General features: G+C 60.9%; 16 protein-coding genes. 13 read left to right on the top strand and 3 right to left on the bottom strand.

Annotated features, from left to right (window positions below):
* Window positions 1–36: 36 nt before the first annotated feature.
* On the top strand, window positions 37–513 hold the full coding sequence (locus HY067_13280; GenBank protein ID MBI3528928.1) for a GNAT family N-acetyltransferase: 477 nt from the start codon (window positions 37–39) through the stop codon (window positions 511–513).
* Between the two features lie 148 nt (window positions 514–661).
* Here the strand turns inward: HY067_13280 and HY067_13285 are convergent, their stop codons facing one another.
* The 3 genes from HY067_13285 to HY067_13295 are packed head-to-tail and all read right to left on the bottom strand — an operon-like array spanning window position 662 to window position 3,626.
* Window positions 662–2,044: an ammonium transporter gene (locus HY067_13285; protein MBI3528929.1), complete on the bottom strand. Its 1,383-nt coding sequence runs from the start codon at window positions 2,042–2,044 to the stop codon at window positions 662–664.
* A gap of 10 nt (window positions 2,045–2,054) precedes the next feature.
* Complete coding sequence (glnK, locus tag HY067_13290; GenBank protein ID MBI3528930.1) at window positions 2,055–2,393, bottom strand: P-II family nitrogen regulator; 339 nt, start codon at window positions 2,391–2,393, stop codon at window positions 2,055–2,057.
* Between the two features lie 39 nt (window positions 2,394–2,432).
* On the bottom strand, window positions 2,433–3,626 hold the full coding sequence (locus tag HY067_13295) for a porin (GenBank protein MBI3528931.1): 1,194 nt from the start codon (window positions 3,624–3,626) through the stop codon (window positions 2,433–2,435).
* A gap of 84 nt (window positions 3,627–3,710) precedes the next feature.
* Here HY067_13295 and HY067_13300 point away from each other — a divergent pair, with 84 nt between their 5' ends.
* The 12 genes from HY067_13300 (at window position 3,711) to HY067_13355 (ending at window position 19,407) form a co-directional block, all read left to right on the top strand.
* Window positions 3,711–4,046 carry an accessory factor UbiK family protein gene (locus HY067_13300; protein MBI3528932.1) on the top strand — a complete coding sequence of 112 codons (336 nt, stop codon included), beginning with the start codon at window positions 3,711–3,713 and terminating at the stop codon, window positions 4,044–4,046.
* 18 nt (window positions 4,047–4,064) lie between these two features.
* Entirely contained in the window at window positions 4,065–5,561 is a 1,497-nt protein-coding gene (locus HY067_13305) for a YifB family Mg chelatase-like AAA ATPase (GenBank protein ID MBI3528933.1), read from the top strand.
* 174 nt (window positions 5,562–5,735) lie between these two features.
* The gene (gene metH, locus HY067_13310) at window positions 5,736–9,446 is read left to right on the top strand and encodes a methionine synthase (protein ID MBI3528934.1); all 3,711 of its coding nucleotides are present in this window, start codon (window positions 5,736–5,738) and stop codon (window positions 9,444–9,446) included.
* A 93-nt stretch (window positions 9,447–9,539) separates the two neighbouring features.
* On the top strand, window positions 9,540–11,027 hold the full coding sequence (locus HY067_13315) for a hypothetical protein (protein ID MBI3528935.1): 1,488 nt from the start codon (window positions 9,540–9,542) through the stop codon (window positions 11,025–11,027).
* Complete coding sequence (locus HY067_13320) at window positions 11,018–11,488, top strand: DUF2214 family protein (protein ID MBI3528936.1); 471 nt, start codon at window positions 11,018–11,020, stop codon at window positions 11,486–11,488. Before HY067_13315 ends, HY067_13320 begins: the two co-directional genes overlap by 10 nt.
* An 8-nt stretch (window positions 11,489–11,496) precedes the next feature.
* Window positions 11,497–12,930 carry a hypothetical protein gene (locus tag HY067_13325; protein ID MBI3528937.1) on the top strand — a complete coding sequence of 478 codons (1,434 nt, stop codon included), beginning with the start codon at window positions 11,497–11,499 and terminating at the stop codon, window positions 12,928–12,930.
* 61 nt (window positions 12,931–12,991) lie between these two features.
* Window positions 12,992–14,419 carry an amidase gene (locus HY067_13330; GenBank protein ID MBI3528938.1) on the top strand — a complete coding sequence of 476 codons (1,428 nt, stop codon included), beginning with the start codon at window positions 12,992–12,994 and terminating at the stop codon, window positions 14,417–14,419.
* A gap of 17 nt (window positions 14,420–14,436) precedes the next feature.
* On the top strand, window positions 14,437–15,267 hold the full coding sequence (locus HY067_13335; protein ID MBI3528939.1) for a hypothetical protein: 831 nt from the start codon (window positions 14,437–14,439) through the stop codon (window positions 15,265–15,267).
* 132 nt (window positions 15,268–15,399) lie between these two features.
* Entirely contained in the window at window positions 15,400–15,864 is a 465-nt protein-coding gene (locus tag HY067_13340) for a nuclear transport factor 2 family protein (GenBank protein ID MBI3528940.1), read from the top strand.
* A 143-nt stretch (window positions 15,865–16,007) separates the two neighbouring features.
* Complete coding sequence (gene mgtE, locus HY067_13345; protein MBI3528941.1) at window positions 16,008–17,453, top strand: magnesium transporter; 1,446 nt, start codon at window positions 16,008–16,010, stop codon at window positions 17,451–17,453.
* 151 nt (window positions 17,454–17,604) lie between these two features.
* Window positions 17,605–18,576 (top strand): protein-methionine-sulfoxide reductase catalytic subunit MsrP, encoded by a 972-nt coding sequence (gene msrP, locus HY067_13350; GenBank protein MBI3528942.1) that lies wholly within the window; start codon window positions 17,605–17,607, stop codon window positions 18,574–18,576.
* A gap of 189 nt (window positions 18,577–18,765) precedes the next feature.
* Window positions 18,766–19,407 carry a sulfoxide reductase heme-binding subunit YedZ gene (locus HY067_13355; protein MBI3528943.1) on the top strand — a complete coding sequence of 214 codons (642 nt, stop codon included), beginning with the start codon at window positions 18,766–18,768 and terminating at the stop codon, window positions 19,405–19,407.
* Window positions 19,408–19,772 lie beyond the last annotated feature (365 nt).

Raw genomic sequence — 19,772 nt, forward strand, 5'->3', positions numbered from 1 at the left:
TCGAATCTCTGCGTTCGTTTTCGGGAGGCGCGAGCCGTGTCAGATGTTCAATCAATACGCATCGAGCGCGCACGCAAAGGTGATGTTCCGGCATTGATCGAGTTGCTTGCTGCGCTGTTCGCGATCGAGAGCGATTTTTCCGCCGATCGCGCAAGACAACGCCGCGGACTCGAGTTGCTGCTGGCACAACCAGACGACCGGGCCGTTTTGCTGGTCGCGCGTTCGAATGACGGCAGGGTGGTCGGCATGGCAAGCGCACAACTTGTCATTTCGACGGCGGAGGGTGCGCCTTCGGCTTGGATCGAGGACGTTATCGTGCAGCAGGCGTTGCGCGGCCATGGCCTCGCACGGCTTCTGCTGAGGGAATTGCTCGATTGGGCGCAACGGCATGGCGCGACCCGGGCGCAACTGTTGGCAGACGGCGCGAACACACCCGCGCTGGATTTCTACCGTCATATCGGCTGGCAGCCGACGCAGTTGTCGGCCTGGCGTCGTTCGCTGCAGGATCGCTGATCTTCCCGGCTGGCGCACCCCGCCAGCACGGTTCGATTTGCCAAAAAAACGGGCGCCCGAAGGCGCCCGAAGAATGGTAAGCGAACTTACCGGAGGAGATTAAGTGCTCTAGGACCGATAAAGATCCCGAAACGTGACGTAACAATTGTCATTCGACTTTTTCGCCATGCAGGGTGATGTCCAGACCTTCGCGTTCCTGATCTTCCGGCACACGCAGCCCGATCGTCATATCGATAATCTTGAGGATGATGAAGGAGACGATGAAACCGTAGATCAGGGTCGTGCCTACTCCCCACAACTGGATCAGCACGCTGCCATCGGAGCCACTGATGTCTTTGCTGACCAAAGCTCCGGTCAGCAAAGCGCCGACGATACCGCCGACGCAGTGCACGCCAAACGCGTCGAGCGAGTCGTCGTAGCCGAGCCATTTCTTCACGTATGAGGAAGCATAGAAGCAGATGACACCTGCGGCCACGCCGATGATCACAGACGCATTAGGCCCGACGAAACCGGATGCCGGGGTAATTGCGACCAGTCCTGCCACCGCTCCGGAGGCGATTCCGAGCACACTCGGTTTGCCCTTGACCAACCACTCGGAGAACATCCAGGAGAGCGCCGCTACGGCTGTTGCAATCTGCGTTACCGCCATCGCCATGCCGGCACGGCCATCGGATGCCACTGCGGAACCCGCGTTAAAGCCGAACCAGCCCACCCACAGCAGCGATGCACCAATGAGCGTGAGCGTGAGGTTGTGCGGCGCCATTGCTTCCTTGCCGTAACCAACGCGCTTGCCGAGGGCGAGCGCGCAAGCCAGACCCGCAATACCCGCGTTTATGTGCACCACCGTGCCGCCGGCGAAATCGAGCACGCCCTTGGCAGCAAGCCAGCCGCTCGGTTCCCACACCCAGTGCGCGATCGGGGCATAGACCACAATCGACCAGATGCCCATGAACCAAAGCATCGCCGAAAATTTCATGCGTTCGGCGAAAGCGCCGGCAATTAACGCCGGAGTGATGATCGCGAACGTAAGCTGGAACATCGCGTATACCGTCTCGGGTACCGTCAGGCCGAGATGCGAGACCGAGGTTTTCCCCGCGTCCTTCAGATAAACGACCCCATTCATGAAGGCGCGACCGAAACCACCAAGATAGGCGGTGTCACCAGGCGTAAAGGCAAGACTGTATCCGATCAGCCACCACAGTACGGTTACCAGGCAGGTGATCGCAAAACTCTGCATCAATGTTGCCAACACGTTCTTCTTGCGTACCATTCCACCATAGAACAGCGCCAAACCTGGAATAGTCATCAGCAGTACCAGAGCGGTGGAGGTGAGCATCCACGCCGTATCGCCGGAATTGATCTTGTCGTTGGTAACCAGAAATGGCTCGGTGGGTGCGGGTGGCGCTGCCGGCGCCGCCGCCGCTGGCGCAGTTGCGGCCGCGTCAGCCGGCTTGGCCTCGTCGGCGAAGTCCGACGCGGAAAACCCCAGCACTCCGCACAGAGCCAGAAGCATCAGAATTTTTCTAAGCATGACATTCTCCCTATAGCGCGTCCGCGCCGGTCTCGCCGGTGCGAATGCGGACAACCTGTTCGAGGTCGAACACGAAGATCTTGCCGTCGCCGATTTTCCCGGTGTTGGCGGATTTTTCGATGGCCTCGATCACCTGATCCAGCAACTCGGTCTTGATCGCAGCTTCGATCTTCACCTTGGGCAGGAAGTCCACGACGTATTCGGCGCCGCGGTAAAGCTCGGTATGGCCCTTCTGCCGGCCGAAGCCCTTGACTTCGGTCACTGTGATCCCCTGCACGCCGATGGCGGACAAGGCCTCACGCACCTCGTCAAGCTTGAACGGCTTGATGACTGCGGTAACTAATTTCATGTATATGCTCCCTGAGTTGGGTAACTTTCCCCGAGGCGGTTAGAACTTGTAGATGGCTTCAAGCCCGTAGGACGACTGGCTCTTGCTCGTCGATCCGTCCGACAGCAAAAACGACGACTGATCGGACTTGTCGCCGCGTAACTCGCCTCGGATTTCCATGCTCTTGGTTGGCAGGTATGCCAAGGTGATAGTACCTTCCTTCCACTTCTGCACGACGCCGGTGCGATAGCCGTCTTTGTCGTTAAAGTACTCGCCGCGTACCGAGAGGCGCCAGGTGTCGGTGAACTGATAGTTCGCGTAAGCGGCGAGTCCCGTCCACTTGGCCTTGCCTGTGCCACCTACGGCATTTTCCTGGGAGCCATAGTCGTAGTTCAGAGTGACGCTGAGCTTGTCGGTTGCGGTCCACGTGCCGACTAGGTCGAGAATGTTGCGCTTACCCTGCATCGTGTCGAGAGGACCGGCTACCTGCTCGGTACCCACGTAGTCGGCTGCCGCGAATGAGAGGGACTTAGTGGGCGCAAGTGTCAACCCCAGCTCCAGAGTCTTTTGCTTGTTGGTGTCCTTGAGGTCATCCCAGCCGTTGTTGATGCCACCGATCACGCTCAACATGTCGCTCACAGCGTAAGTCGCGCGCAAACCGGTGTGCGTGAAGGGGATGGCGTAACCGAACAGGATCGAACGAGAATAGTTGACGTCGTTCGGACTAGAGATCACTTCCGCGCCCGCGAGCGTAACGTACTTGCCTGCGATGACGGTCACTGGGCCCTTGGCATACTGGGCATAGGCTTGCGTAACGTCGAAGTTGCTGGAGCTTCCGCCGTCGAAAGCATGAATTACCTGAGCATCCTCTCCCGTGGTGAGATTCACTACGCCGCCGAAGCCTTCCTTGGGCTGCTTGGCGACGGTGATGGCTGCTTGGTGCAAGTTAAAAGAGTTCGGCTGGGTGTCGAACACCCGGTCGGCGACGCCACTTGTAAACAGACCGGTACCTGAAAGGTGGGAATAACCGGTATCGATGTAACCACCAAGCGAAATTCCGGAAGCATCTAATACCTGATCCAGCGTTGGTGCGGCGGGCTTGGGTGGATCTGCGGCCAACACGATACTCGGCAGCGCGAATGCGCCGACTACGGCGGTAACAAGAAGCTTTTTCTCAAGCATGGCGATCTTCCTTTTGTGATGATTGAAACGAGAAATAAATTGGCTCAAAACAGCGGTGAGAGGCGTCAGCATTTAGCATGCCAAACGGAAAAATATTTTAAATTAATGAGTTGTGACCCTTCTCGGTAAAGGTCCGTGCGGTGCTGCACCAAACAAATGCGCCAATCTGACCTTTTGCACCCAAGCGGTGCGAAGAGGCATGCAAACCGTGTTTTGCTACACTCCCCGCAAGGAGGGGTGCGCTTGGAAACCCGATTTCTGGACGAATTGAACCGCAAGATCAGCGAACTCATCGCCGCCTCGCCCGCGAAGGACGTCGAAAAGAATCTGCGAGCGCTTTTGTCGCGTGCCTTTTCCCGGCTCGATCTGGTGACCCGCGAGGAATTCGACATTCAGCAGGAAATGCTTGGCCGCACCCGTGAAAAGTTGCAGCAAATGGAGGCCAGGGTTGCCGAGATGGAGAAATTGCTTGCGGATGGGACGAAGCGCTAACTGCTGATATAAAGGTCTGTGTCTCTCGCCGTTCTATATAGCCGGGCGCTTGCCGGCATGGAAGCGCCCCCGGTTACGGTGGAGGTCCACCTCGCGAATGGCTTGCCCAGTTTTACGATCGTGGGGTTGCCCGAGGCGGAAGTGAAGGAAAGCAAGGATCGCGTGCGCTCCGCGCTGCTGAATTGCCGTTTCGAATTTCCGGCACGCCGCATCACGGTGAACCTGGCTCCCGCCGATTTGCCCAAGGAAAGCGGACGTTTCGACCTGCCGATCGCCCTGGGAATACTCGCGGCGTCCGGGCAGATTCCAGGCGATAAACTTGTCGAGTATGAATTCGCCGGCGAGCTTGCGTTGACCGGGGAACTACGGCCCATCCGCGGTGCGCTGGCCATGACTTACAACGCGCATCGCTCGGGCCGCGCCTTTGTATTGCCGGTCGACAGTGCCGTGGAAGCGGCGCTGGTAAGAGACGCACGCGTGTATCCGGCGGCGACGCTGTTAAAGGTTTGCGCGCATCTTGCCGGGCGCGAGGCGCTTGCCGCTTCTGCGCAGGCGCCGCTGCCGGCGGAACGTGAAGTGGCGGATCTCGCCGAAGTGAAAGGTCAGCTACAGGCCAAGCGTGCGCTCGAAGTTGCCGCGGCGGGTGGCCACAGCATGCTGATGGTGGGACCGCCGGGCACCGGCAAGACCATGCTCGCGGAACGCTTTGCCGGCATCCTGCCGCCAATGACCGAGGAAGAAGCGCTTGCATCCGCCGCAATGCAGTCGCTGGGCAGTTCGGGTTTCGACGTGCGTCACTGGAAGCGCCGCCCCTATCGTTCGCCGCACCACACTGCGTCGGCGGTCGCGCTGGTGGGCGGTGGCAGCAATCCGCGTCCAGGCGAGATCTCGATGGCGATGCACGGCGTGCTGTTCCTTGACGAATTGCCGGAATTCAATCGTGATGTGCTGGAAGTCCTGCGCGAACCGCTGGAGTCGGGAAAGATCAGCGTCTCGCGCGCCGCGCGACAGGCCGAGTTTCCTGCGCGCTTCCAGTTGCTGGCGGCGATGAATCCATGCCCCTGCGGTTTCCTCGGCCATTATTCCGGCAAATGCCATTGCACGCCGGACCAGATCACGCGCTATCGCAATCGCATCTCCGGCCCGCTGCTCGATCGTATCGACCTGCACATAGAGGTTCCGGCCGTACCCGAAAAGGATCTCGGCTCGCGCCAGTCCGGCGAGTCGAGCGCCGCCATACGCGAGCGCGTGACGGCAGCACGCTCCGGCCAGCTCGCACGCCAGGGAAAACCGAATGCTCACCTTTCGGTCAAGGAAATCGGGGAACACTGCATTGCCGAGGCGGATGCGGATCAGCTCGCGCGCAAGGCGATCAGCGCGCTTGGGTTATCGGCGCGTGCCTACCACCGCATTCTCAAGGTCGCGCGCACCATTGCGGATCTGACCGGCGCCTCCGGTATTTCCACGACGCACGTCGCGGAAGCCGTTCAGTACCGGCGCTACGAGCGGATTTGATTCGACTCGGGAGTCCGCGGTGACGCAAGACCGCGCATTGACACGGCGAGCCCTTCGGGCTACCTTCTGATTGCGCCGATTTGACACTCAGCTTGCGGGCGCTTAATAAATGCCGCTAAAGCGTGACAGACCCGTCCCGCTCAAGCGGACGGGTTTTTTATTTTTGACTATCGCATGACCAATCAACGCACTCAATTGCTGCACAGCCTGCTCGGCGAGCGCATCCTTGTTCTCGACGGCGCAATGGGCACCATGATCCAGGAACATGGACTTGACACCGGCCACTACCACGGCGAGCGTTTCCACGCTCATGGTTGCGACCAGAAGGGCAACAACGACCTGCTGACGCTCACACAGCCGCAAATCATCCGCGGCATCCACGCCGCCTATCTGGACGCCGGCGCCGACATCATCGAGACCAATACTTTCAACTCGAATGCGGTGTCGATGGCCGACTACGGCATGACGGAGCTGGTGTACGAGCTCAACAGCGCCGGCGCCCGCCTTGCGCGCTCCGCGACGGACGAGTTCTCCAGCAGGACTCCATCCCAGCCGCGATTCGTCGCCGGCGTGCTGGGTCCCACCAGCCGCACCGCGTCGATTTCCCCGGACGTCAATGACCCTGGCTTCCGCAACGTGTCTTTTGACGAACTGGTGGCCTGCTACATCGAGTGCGTGCGTGGGCTGGTGGATGGCGGCGCCGATTTGCTCATGGTCGAAACCGTATTCGACACGCTGAATTGCAAGGCGGCGCTGTTTGCCATTGACGACTATCTCGGGCGCCATGGCCTGTACGTACCGGTCATGGTATCCGGCACGATTACCGATGCCAGCGGCCGCACGCTCTCCGGCCAGACCACCGAGGCTTTCTGGAATTCGATCTCGCATGCCCGACCCTTTTCGGTCGGACTGAATTGCGCGCTCGGCGCCAAGGACCTGCGTCCCTACATCGAGGAACTGTCGAAAGTCACCGACGTAAAAACCAGCCTGCACCCGAACGCCGGCCTGCCGAACGCGTTCGGCGAATACGACGAGACGCCGGAGTACACCGCATCGTTCCTGAAGGAATTCGCCGAAGCCGGCTTCCTGAATATCGCCGGTGGCTGCTGCGGCACCACGCCCGCGCATATCAAGGCGGTGGTCGAAGCGTTGAAAGGCATAGCGCCACGCCAGGTTCCCATAGTCGAAAAAAATCTGCGGCTTTCCGGACTGGAGCCGCTCAACATCGGCGACGACTCGCTGTTCGTGAACGTCGGCGAGCGCACCAACGTCACCGGCTCCAAGGCTTTTGCGCGCCTGATTCTCGCCGGCAACTACACCGAAGCGCTTGCGGTGGCGCGCAGTCAGGTCGAGAGCGGCGCCCAGATCATCGATGTCAACATGGACGAGGCGATGCTGGATTCGAAGAAGGCGATGACGACCTTCCTCAATCTCATCGGCTCGGAGCCGGACATCTCGCGCGTACCGGTGATGATCGATTCTTCGAAGTGGGAGGTGATCGAAGCCGGGCTAAAATGCGTGCAAGGCAAGTGCGTGGTGAACTCGATCAGCATGAAGGAAGGCGAAGCCGAGTTCCTGCGCCAGGCGCGGCTGGTGCGCCGCCATGGCGCCGCGGCGGTGGTCATGGCATTCGACGAGAGAGGTCAGGCCGATACGCTCGCTCGCCGCATCGAAATCTGCACCCGCGCCTATCACCTGTTGGTCAAGGAAGTTGGCTTCCCAGCGGAAGACATCATCTTCGACCCGAACATCTTCGCGGTAGCGACGGGCATCGAGGAACACAACAACTACGCGATCGACTACATCGAAGCGACGCGTGCCATCCGCAAGTCGCTTCCCCACGCCAAGATCAGCGGCGGGGTCTCGAACATCTCGTTCTCGTTCCGTGGTAATGATCCGATCCGCGAAGCGATTCATACCGCCTTCCTGTTTCACGCCGTCAAGGCGGGCATGACGATGGGCATCGTCAATGCCGGCCAGCTCGGCGTCTACGAGGAAATTCCGCAGGACCTGCTCGAGCGGGTCGAGGACGTGCTGTTCAACCGCCGGCCGGATGCGACCGAGCGCATGGTCGAGTTTGCGGAGAGCTACAAGGGCGAGGCCAGGGTCGCGGTCGAAGACCTGTCCTGGCGGGAAGGCAGCGTGGGCCAGCGCATCGCCCACGCGCTGGTGAGGGGAATCAATACGTACATCGTCGAGGACACCGAGCAGGCGCGCCTGCAGTTTCCGTATCCGATTCAGGTCATCGAAGGCCCGTTGATGGAAGGCATGAATATCGTCGGCGACCTGTTCGGCGCCGGCAAGATGTTTCTGCCGCAAGTCGTGAAATCCGCCCGGGTCATGAAAGAGGCGGTCGCGCACCTGATTCCGTTCATCGAGGCAGAGAAGGCGCGCTCCGGCACCGTCGGTCAGAGCAAAGGCAAGATCGTCATCGCCACGGTGAAGGGCGACGTTCACGACATCGGCAAAAACATTGTCTCGGTCGTGCTCCAGTGCAACAATTTCGACGTGGTGAATCTCGGCGTCATGGTTCCCGCGGAGAAAATCCTCAGGACCGCGCTGGAGGAGAACGCCGACATCATCGGCCTGTCCGGCCTGATCACGCCTTCACTCGAGGAGATGGCGCACGTAGCCAAGGAAATGGAACGCCAGGGATTTCATGTCCCTTTGCTGATCGGCGGCGCGACGACTTCGCGCGTGCATACCGCCGTGAAAATCGAACCGCACTACTCCGGCCCGACGGTGTGGGTGCCGGATGCGTCACGCAGCGTCGGCGTGTGTACCAGCCTGCTGTCGCGAGAATTGCGCGACGACTACATGCGCAAAATAAAGGACGAGGCGGAAAAAACGCGCAGCCAGCACAAGGGCAAGAAAGGCCAGGGCCCGCATTACCCGATAGCGGAAGCGCGCCGCCATGGCCTGAAAACCGATTGGAAGAACTATGTGCCACCGGTGCCGGTTCTCACCGGGGTCAAGGTCTTCCGCGATTATCCGCTGGCGGAAATCGCGAAAGTCATCGACTGGACGCCGTTCTTCCAGACCTGGGAGCTCGCCGGACGTTACCCCGCGATCCTGCAGGACAAGGTCGTCGGCGAGGCGGCGCGCAACCTGTTCGACGATGCGCAGAACATATTGGCGCGGATCATCGAAGAGAAATGGCTGGGCGCCGCGGCGGTGATCGGGCTGTTCCCCGCCAACAGCGTCGGCGACGACGTCGAAGTCTACGCGGACGAATCGCGCCGGGAACGCGCCGCGACTTTCCATTTCCTGAGGCAGCAGATGGTCAAGCCACAGGACAAGCCGAACCAGTGTCTCGCCGATCTAGTGGCGCCAAAGGATTCCGGCGTGCGCGACTATGTCGGTGCCTTTGCGGTGACAGCCGGCATCGGCATCGACGAGCGCGTCGCGGCTTACGAACGCAAGCACGACGACTACAACGCGATCATGCTCAAGGCGCTGGCCGATCGGCTGGCGGAAGCCTTCGCCGAACTCATGCACCAGCGCGTGCGCCGGGAGTTCTGGGGCTATGTGCGCGACGAGGTGTTGAGCGTCGAGGAACTCATCGACGAAAAATATCGCGGCATCCGCCCCGCGCCCGGGTATCCCGCCTGCCCGGAACATACCGAGAAAGGCTTGCTGTTCTCGTTGCTGAATGCACCGGCCGAGGCCGGCATCACGCTGACGGAATCATTCGCGATGCTGCCGACGGCGGCGGTGAGCGGCTTTTACTTCTCTCACCCCGAGTCGCAGTACTTCGCCGTGGCGAAAATCGATCGCGACCAGGTCGAGGACTATGCCCGACGCAAAGGCGTGAGCCTGCAGGAAATCGAACGCTGGCTGGCGCCCAATCTCTCGTACGAACCCGACGCCAAACTCGCGGCGTGAGCAGTCACCGGGGCGATCTCCCCCCGCGTCGGCCACCGGGGCAAAATCCCGGGGTAACATGGCATCGTGGAATTCTTGCGAACGCAGGCAAAAATGCAGCGATCAGCTTTTACGATATTGCATCGGATTGCCGGGCTGGCAGGTGTCGCGCTGTCGCTGGCCGCAGGCACGGCGGCGGCTGAGCGCCTGCACAAGTACACCGTTGCCATCGACCCTGAACTTTCGACCCTGAGCGTTCGCGCCTGTTTCGACGGTGTTGCGCCATCCACCCTGTCCGCCGAGTCGCTGGACGCCACGCTTGCGCTGATCGACATTCGCGTGGAAAACAGCCGCAAATCCATCGAGCCCAGCGGCTCGGTGAGCCTGAAATCCGTACCGGAAAATGGTTGTGTTCTCTATCGGGTGAATGTTTCCCAACCGATCAGGCAGCATGACCGCACCGGCGACAAGATCCATCACGTCGGCAAAGATCTGCTGACTTCGGTCGGCATCTGGCTATGGCGGCCGGAAACGTTCGAGGCGGACGAAGACATCGAAATCACGTTTGTTCTGCCCGAAGGCATTTCCGTATCCGCGCCATGGAGGCCGGTTTCGGTAAACGGCGAGCGCGCTGTATTCCGGACCGGACGCAGTCCCTACGACTGGCCGGCGTCGGTGGCGTTCGGCCGATTCAGGGAAAGGGAAATCCGCGTCGGCGGTGCAAGACTGCGGCTTACGGTGCTGGACGGAACGCCGGCGGCGGACGTCGAACAGATGCAGGCCTGGATCCAGGACTCCGCGCAAATGGTGGCGGACCTCTATGGCCGCTTTCCGCAATCCCAGGCGCAGATTCTGGTCGCGCCCGGGGCGCGCGGCAACGAGCCGACGCCGTGGGCCTATGTGGTACGCGGTGGCAGTCCCGCCGCGCATTTCTTCATCAACCAGCGGCGGCCTATCAAGGAGTTCTTCGAAGACTGGACCGCCGTGCATGAGCTTTCGCATCTTCTGTTGCCGTACGTCAACGCCGACGACATCTGGTTGTCGGAAGGAGTGGCGACCTACTACCAGAACGTACTGCGTGCGCGCGGCGGTCGAATGACTGCCGCAGAGGCATGGCAACGCCTGCACGCGGGCTTCGTACGCGGCATGCAAAGCGCGCCCGGACTGACGCTCGCGCAGGCGACCGAGAGCATGTATCGCGACGGTACTTACATGCGCGTGTACTGGGAAGGCGCCGCAATGCTGCTGATAGCTGACGTGCGTTTGCGGCAGCTTACGGCGGGCAAACAGTCCCTTGATACGGCGCTGGCGGCATTGAATGACTGTTGCGGGGCGACGGATCGAGCCTGGAGCGCGCGCGAGCTATTCGACAAGCTCGACGAGGTGACCGGCACCGGCGTTTTCAGCGAGATCTACGATCAGCATGTGGCGTCGAGGAACTTCCCCGACCTCTTGCAGACTTACCGGGCGCTGGGTGTCACGATCGGTGCAGGCGGCATCGAACTCTCGACCGAGGACAGGGAAAGGCGTTTGCGCGATGCGATCATGGAAACCGGTGCGCTGGTCATCAGCGAGATCCCTGGGGGGATTGAATGGCCATGACCAGCGCGTTGATCGCCTACCTGCATTACGTTGCGATGATCTCGATCGCGGTGGTGCTGGTCGTCGAGTATAGGGTCTGCATGCCCGGCATGACCGGCAGCCGCATCCGTATGCTCGCGCGCCTCGATCTGCTGTACATGGGCGTAGCGCTGCTGGCACTGGGCAGCGGAGCGGCTCGCGTCGTCTGGTTCGGCAAGGGCACGGCGTTCTATCTCCACAATCCGGTCTTCTACATCAAACTTGCGCTGTTCCTCGCCGTCGGTCTGATCTCCATTCCGCCGACGCTGCAATATCTGCGCTGGGTACGCAGCCTGAATTCCGGCGCCGCGAACGTGGCTGCGGATTACCAGGTGCTGAGGGTCCGCCGCCATATCCTCATCGAACTCATCCTGTTCGCCCTTATTCCCCTGATGGCGACGCTGATGGCACGTGGCATCGGTCTCCAGACGGCTGCTCAGTGACGCGACTTGTGTCCATCTTCTCGTCGCGAACCCGCGCCGGCGTGATCGCGACAGCGTCCTTGATGCTGATTTGCGCGGCGGCACAGGCAGCGTCGCGGCATCGCTACGAAGTCCGCGTGAACGAGTCGCTCGACCAGCTCGCGGTGCGCGCCTGTTTCGGCGGAACAGCGCCGGATGCGCTGGTCGCGGACTCCGATGGCGCGAGGTTCTATCTCGAGTCGATGCGGCTCGGCGAGCGGCTCCTCGAACCGGTAGGCGACAGGGTGATTCTCGGCGCCGTGCGCGAAGACACCTGCGTGGAATATCAGGTGAAGCTGCAACCGGCGCAGAGCCGGGTGCAGACCGGCGGGCCGGAAACCCGCCGGGTCGGTCGCGATATGCTCACCTCGATCGGCGACTGGTTGTGGCGCCCGCAGGAGCCGGAAGCAGCCGTCGAACTGAGCTTTCGATTGCCGTCCGGCGTGGAAGTTTCCACGCCCTGGCAACGCAAGACGGGAAGCGACGGGCGGCCGGTATTCCTTGTCGGGGCGACACCGACCAACTGGTCGGGTGTGGTGGCCTTCGGGCATTTTGTCCAGCGCGATGTTCAGGTGCCCGGCGCGGTCCTGCATCTTGCCCTCCTCGATGCCCCAACGACAGCGCAGCAGGCTCAGTTGGAAACGTGGATCGGAAATACGGCACGTCACGTTGCCATGCTGTACGGCCGTTTCCCGGTCGCATCGCTTCAAGTGGTGGTCGCGCCCACACCGCGCGGCCGCGGTCCGGTTCCCTGGGCTTACGTATCGCGCGGCGGCGGACCTGCGGTGCACCTGTTCATCAACGCCGCGCGCCCGCCCGGGGAATTCGATCGCGACTGGAGCCTGACCCACGAAATGGCGCATCTTTTCCTGCCTTATGTCGTGTCGCGCGATGCCTGGCTGTTCGAGGGCGTGCCGACTTATCTGCAGAATGTGTTGATGGCGCGCGGCGGGGCGATCAGCGTGGAAGAGGCCTGGCAGCGAATGCAGGCGGGGTTTCAGCGTGGTGCGCGCACGGCATCGGATTTGAGTCTTGCCCGGGCTAACGAGCGCATCGGCTCCAACGGAATCTATCTGCGGGTGTACTGGGCAGGCGCTGCGCTGATGCTCGCCGCCGATCTGCAATTGCGCAGCGGGACCGGCGGGCGGCAATCGCTTGACACGGCACTGGAGCAACTGGCGCGTTGCTGTGCGTCCGAGGAGCGGCGCTGGAACGCGCAGGAAATCATCGTCCGGCTCGACGAAGTGACCGGCACGACGGTGTTCAGTGATCTGGTGCGCGCCCAGTTCGAAGCCGAAGGCTTTCCTGACTACGAAGCGGTATTGGCGCGCGCCGGCGTGAAGGTCAATGGCGTGCAAGTGGAATTCGACGCCTCCGCGCCATGGGCGGCGGAACGCGATGCACTGATGCAACCCGTGCGCTGAACAACGACGTTTCCGGCAGGCGCGATTCGGCTACCATGGGCGCCTTTCCGAATCGATCCCGATGAATCCCGAAGAGATCTGCTTTCTGCCGGCCCGCGAGCTGGTAAGCCGCATCCGCGCACGTAAACTATCTGCCGTCGAGGTGATGGACGCGCACCTCGCGCAGATCGAGCGCGTCAATCCGGCGGTCAATGCGGTCGTGACCTTCCTGCCTGAACTGGGGCGCGAAGGTGCACGCGCGGTAGACGCATCGCTGGCGCGCGGGGACGATCCCGGCCCGCTGGCGGGATTGCCGGTGGCGCACAAGGACCTGGTTGCGACCAAAGGCATACGTACTACGTTCGGCTCGCCGATTTTCAAGGATTTCGTGCCGGATGCCGATGCAATCATCGTCGAGCGACTGAGAAAAGCCGGCGCGATCACGATCGGAAAAACCAATACGCCGGAATTCGGCGCCGGCTCGCAGACCTTCAATCCGGTGTTCGGCGCGACGCGCAATCCTTACGATCTGGCCAGGACCTGCGGCGGCAGCAGCGGCGGTGCGGCGGCGGCGCTGGCCTGCGGCCTGCTGCCGATCGCCGACGGCTCGGACATGGGCGGCAGCCTGCGCAATCCGGCCAGCTTCTGCAATGTCGTCGGCTTGCGGCCTTCCGCCGGCCGCGTCCCGAACTGGCCGAGCATTTCCGGCTGGTTCCACATGGCTGTAGTAGGACCGATGGCGCGCACGGTGCAGGACGTTGCCCTGATGCTGTCCGCCATCGCAGGACCTGACGCGCGTGCGCCCATCTCGCTGCAGGATCCCGGGTCGATGTTCTCCCGTCCGCTGGAGCGGGATTTCGAGGGAGCGCGCATTGCCTGGAGTGCCGATCTCGGCGGACTGCCGGTCGAGCCGGAAGTGACGGCGGTCATGGGATCCCAGCGCGAGATCTTCACCAGCCTCGGTTGCATCGTCGAGGACGCGACGCCGGATCTGCGCGACGCAGATGAAATCTTCAGCGTCATGCGCACCTGGAATTTCGAACTGTCTTTCGGCCATCTTCTGAAAACCAAACGCCAGTTGATGAAGGACACGGTGATCTGGAACATCGAGGAAGGCGCACGCCTGACCGGTCCGCAAGTCGGAGCGGCGGAAGTCAAGCGCACGCAATTGTTCCACCGTATGCGCGGGTTCATGGAAAAATACGATTTTTTGGTTGCGCCGGTGGTGCAGGTGCTGCCGTTCGATGTCGACGTGCCCTACGTGACCAGGATCAACGACGTCGAGCTCGACACTTATATCGACTGGATGCGCTCCTGCTACTACATCACCGTTACCGGCGCGCCAGCGCTTTCCGTACCCTGCGGATTCAGCCGCGCCGGACTTCCGGTCGGCTTGCAGATCGTCGGGCGCCATCGGGATGATTTCGGCGTGCTTCAGATCGCCCATGCTTTCGAGCAGGCCACCGGCTTCTGGAAACGGCGGCCGGCCGTCGCACAGAACAAGTCATGATTTTCGGGAAACCAACCATGCGCTCCAGATCCACTTTGCCGTTACGCTTCGTTGCCATAATCCTTCTCACAGCCCTGGCCATTTCCTCAGTTGCACAGACACCGCCCGGGCAGACGCCTCCCGTGCGCAAGGATCGGGTGTTTCTGAAGGATGTCGAAGGCATCTGGATCAATGAAGCCTACATGAGCGTACTCGCGGCACTGAAAAGCCCGCATGCGGCAGCAAAGAAGGCGCCGCCGGTGCTCATCGCAATCCGGCGTGAAGGCCGCGCCTACCCGATCGTGGTGACCGATTTCAACAAGGCTTCTCTGCAAGCGGTGCTCGATGTCGAGCCAGACGGCAAACCCGGCGCCTATCGTCTGGTGGTCGGCGCCGACGACAAGCCGATGTCGAGCAACGAGGTGAAATACATTCGATTCGAGGCCGCCAAAAACGCGCAGGGAAAAATAGAACGACTGCGCGTGGCGGAGCCGGACTTCATGAAGGGCAAATGGGCGGACTATGTCCCGGTCGCCGGCGAACTGAGTCCTCAGCTCAACCGCCTCGTGATTGCCGGAAATTATCGCGACGAGAAAGGCAGGACCTGGATCTTCAACGAATCCGGCGAGGCGACCTGGCCGGAGCAGAAGTTCAATTACGAGTTGTCGCTGAACGACCCGGGTGCCCATTGCGATTATCTGCAGAGCGAAGGCGCGGCCAAGGGTGCTAATGACAACAAGAGCGTTGACGACAAAAAGCGCTACGGCTACGGCTGGAAGGCCGGCAAACTATCGGTCTATCCGGCACGTCTGGCGGGCAAAAAAGTGGTTTGCGGCGCCAAGCCGCTTGCCGTGCTCACGCCGCAGTAGCACGAACCCCGGGTTTTGTCCGGATGCCGAATTCCGGTGTGCACCGTCGCCAGGGATTGGCGTTTAAGTGCGGATCGGCGCCCGGGTGCCGGTATTTTCGAAGAACGAAATCATAAATAAAAGGGAGGAATCATGAAACAGCTGTCTGGTCTGCTTCTTGGTTTGGCAATTCTGGGGTTGGCTGCCGCAAGTCCGGCAAGGGCGGGGGACTGCGGCGGTCCGGTCACGGCCGAAGAGGCGCTGGCGTCGGAAGACGCGCGTTATGCGGCGCAGATGGGCGATGACTTCGGCGCGATGCAAAAGCTCTACGGCGACGATCTGGTATACATTCATTCGTCGGCGATCGTGGACAACAAGGCCACGTACATCGACTCCATGAAATCCGGCACGGTCAAATACCGCAACATGCAGCGCAGCGACGTCACCGTGCGCACTTATGGCTGCGTGGCGATCATCTCCGGGCTGGGTAATTTCGATGTGACCGTCAAAGGCCAGGATGTGGCGGTTGAAATCCGTTTCCACAGCATCTGGGCCAAGCGCGACAAGGGCCTGCAGTTCATTTCCTGGGAGGCGACCCGCACGCAGACCAAGCCGTAAGATGCAGTATCAAACAGCGCGCGGCGGGTAGCGCGCTTGAAGCGGGGCTTGGCATCCAAGCCCCGCTTTGATTTCTGCCGTCGCCTCATCGCGCGGTTGCAAAGATGCAGTATCCTTTGGCGGTCTTTGATCGGTACGGAGCAATGGCCAAGGCCGCGACGAAAAAGAAGCGAACGCAAAGCGTGCAGGAGGCCCTCGAGCAGGTGAGGACCTTGCTGCAAAAGCACCGGATCGTGGAAGGCATGGTTCACAAGCAGGACATGCCGCGCCACGAACTGGTGGAATCGCTTGTCCACAAACAGAACCTTGCCGAGCTGCAGAAGAGACTCGACAAGCTCCACCCGGCCGACGTCGCCTACATTCTTGAAGCACTGCCGCTCGAAGAGCGCCTGGTCGTCTGGGATCTGGTCAAGGCCGAGCGCGACGGAGAAATCCTGCTCGAAGTCTCGGATTCAGTACGCGAGACGCTCATCGAGAACATGGATGCGCATGAGCTGGTCGCGGCCGCGGAACAGCTCGACACCGATGAAATCGCCGACCTGGTTCCCGACCTGCCGCAAGACGTGGTCGACGACGTGCTGCATTCGCTGTCCGTCGAGGAGCGCGAGCAGTTGCGCGCCGCCATGTCCTACCCGGAGGATGCAGTCGGCGCGTTGATGGACTTCGACATGGTTTCGGTGCGCGACGACGTCACCATGGAGGTCGTCTTGCGCTATTTGCGGCGCATGGATGAACTGCCCGATCACACCGACCAGGTGTTTGTGGTGGATCGCGACGACCTCATCAAGGGTGTCCTGCCGGTCAACACGTTGATCGTGACGGATCCGGAAGTGCTGGTCGGCGCCGTGATGAATACCGAGTTCATCACCCTGTCGCCGGACGACAAGGCGCAGCAGGCGGCGCAATCGTTCGAGCGTTACGATCTGGTATCCGCTCCGGTGGTCGACCAGGGCAACCGGCTCGTCGGACGCGTCACGGTGGACGTGGTCGTCGACTTCATTCGCCAGCGCAACGAAGCGGAGCAACTCAGCCACGCCGGCCTGCTCGAGGAAGAAGACATCTTCGCTTCGGTGTGGAAGAGCGCGAAGAACCGCTGGTTGTGGCTCGCGGTCAATCTCGGCACCGCGTTCTTCGCCTCGAGGGTCATCGGGGCGTTCGAAGGAACGATCGAGAGGCTGGTGGCGCTCGCCACCTTGATGCCCATCGTCGCCGGTATCGCGGGAAACTCGGGTAACCAGACCACGACGCTGATCATCCGCTCGCTCGCGCTGGGGCAAGTGACACCGGAGAACGCGCGTCGATTGATTGGCAAGGAGTTGGCAATCAGCCTGCTCAATGGCGTGGTGTGGGGCGGCGTGGCGGGAATATTCGCCTACTTGCTTTATCGCAGCGTGCCGCTCGGCCTGGTGATGACGAGCGCGATGCTGCTCAATCTACTGGTCGGCGCGCTGGTGGGCATGATCGTTCCCCTGGTCATGCAGAAAATGGGCCGGGATCCGGCGATCGGTTCCAGCGTATTGCTGACCTTCACCACGGACAGCATGGGGTTCTTCATCTTTCTCGGCCTCGCCACCGTTTTCCTCATCTGACACATCCATTTACGGCGGGCGCTCGTATGTACGCACGCAGCCTCAAAACAGTTCAGGAACGCCGCAGTCTTAATGTAAGGTCCATAGTTGATGTAAGGCTTAGAGGGCGAGTACGACTCAAGCACCGTTACCGAGGAGTTCGATCATGCTGATTCGACGTTCATCCGGCATCAAGTCTTCCGAAATAACCGACCGCGACCTGTTTCTCAACCGGCGCGAATTCATGCGGGCAGCCGCCGGACTGGGCATGGCCGGCGGCCTCTACGGCGCCGGCATGTTCATGCCCGGCAAAGCGCACGCGGGGACCAAACTTCCGGGCGTGAAGAAGAGTGCCTACAGCGTGAACGAAACGGTGACGCCGCTCGAGGCCATCACCAATTACAACAATTTCTACGAGTTCGGCACCGACAAGGACGATCCTGCCGCACACGCCGGCAAACTCAAGACCCGGCCCTGGCAGGTCAAGGTTGAGGGCGAGATCAGGAAGCCGAAGACCTACGACATCGATGAATTGCTCAAGCTCGCGCCCCTGGAAGAACGCGTTTATCGCATGCGTTGCGTGGAAGGCTGGTCGATGGTGATTCCCTGGGTCGGTTTTCCGCTTTCGGAACTGATCAAGCGCGTCGAGCCGACCGGCAATGCGAAGTTCGTCGAATTCGTCACGCTGCTCGACCCCGCGCAAATGCCGGGACAGAACGTGCGCGTGCTCAAGTGGCCTTACGTGGAGGGCTTGCGCATGGACGAAGCCACGCACCCGTTGACGTTGCTGACGCTGGGTCTTTACGGCGAAGCGTTGCCGAATCAGAACGGTGCGCCGGTGCGTGTGGTGGTGCCTTGGAAATACGGATTCAAGAGTGCAAAGTCGATCGTGCAGATCCGTTTCACCGAGCAGCAGCCCAAGACTTCCTGGGAATTGGCCGGGCCGAACGAGTACGGCTTCTATTCCAACGTCAACCCGAATGTCGACCATCCGCGCTGGAGTCAGGCGAAGGAGCGCAGGATAGAAAAACTTTCCGTGGTCGATTCGCTGTTCGACAAGAAACGCGAGACGCTGATGTTCAACGGTTACGGTGACCAGGTCGCGCAACTTTACGCCGGCATGGACCTGAAGAAGAATTTCTAGAACTCAAGCATTCACCGCAGAGAACGCAGAGGACGCGGAGGAAAACAAAAACGAGGAAACAGGGGAGTTAAGAGCGGGCCCGGTGCCGAAATTACCACCGATACTAGGTTTTAACATTCGAATGCTTTTTGCTCTTGCCATTCCTCCGCGTCCTCTGCGTCCTCCGCGGTGAAAGATTTTCAGTAATCAATGCAACCTAAACCGGAACAAATCAAGTGGATCAAGGCGGCAGTGTTCCTGGCCTGCCTGATTCCGCTTGCGCATCTGGTCTGGCAGGGATTTCGCAATCGGCTGGGCGTCAATCCGGTCGAATTCATCACCCACTCCACCGGTTGGTGGACCCTGGCCTTTATCCTGATCACCCTGTGCGTGACGCCGCTAAGAAGACTCTCCGGGCTGCCGTGGCTTCTGCGCCTGCGGCGCATGCTCGGGTTGTTCGCATTCTTCTACGCCAGCCTGCACTTCACCACCTACATCTGGCTGGACCAGTTCTTCGTCTGGAAGGATATCGTCAAGGACATCGGCAAGCGGCCGTTCATCATGCTGGGATTTTCCGCGTTCGTGCTGCTCATACCGTTGGCGATTACGTCGACCAACGCAATGGTGAAACGCCTCGGCGCGAAGCGCTGGCAATGGTTGCATCGATTGGCCTACGTCCTGTCGGCACTGGGCGTGGCGCATTTCTGGTGGCTGGTAAAAAAAGATATCACCGAGCCGTTCACCTTCGCGGTGCTGCTCGCCGCGCTGTTCATCATCCGGTTGCTGTACCTGCTGAAGCAGCAGCGTTCGGCGTCCCCTCCTTCTACCGCGGCACGCTCCCAAGCGGCGTGATTGCAGGCGCACCTCCCGGCCGCTACAGTTGCCGATCACTGACTCGAAGCGCTGTCTGAAAACGCGGGGCTGGCGAACGGCTTGCAGGTGCACGCCGGGCAGGTTACCCATCGCGGCCTGGCTGAAGATGTGAAGCGGCGGTACCGCGCCTGTGCAGATCGCAGCCGGCATGCGCCGGGGCTGAAGCGAATGGCCAAACCGGAGTCATCACTACGATAGCTTCAGCTCCAAGTGTTCCCTTGAGTGTTTTACCTTAAGGCGCGAAGACGCGAAGAAAAGCCAGGCAAATATCAGCGGCTGAATCCGGCCAACTGCGGGCGCAGAGCGCCGATCCCTAGATCGCTCCGAAGCGGACGCAGGCGCGG

Source organism: Betaproteobacteria bacterium (assembly GCA_016194905.1).
Taxonomy (GTDB): domain Bacteria; phylum Pseudomonadota; class Gammaproteobacteria; order Burkholderiales; family JACQAP01; genus JACQAP01.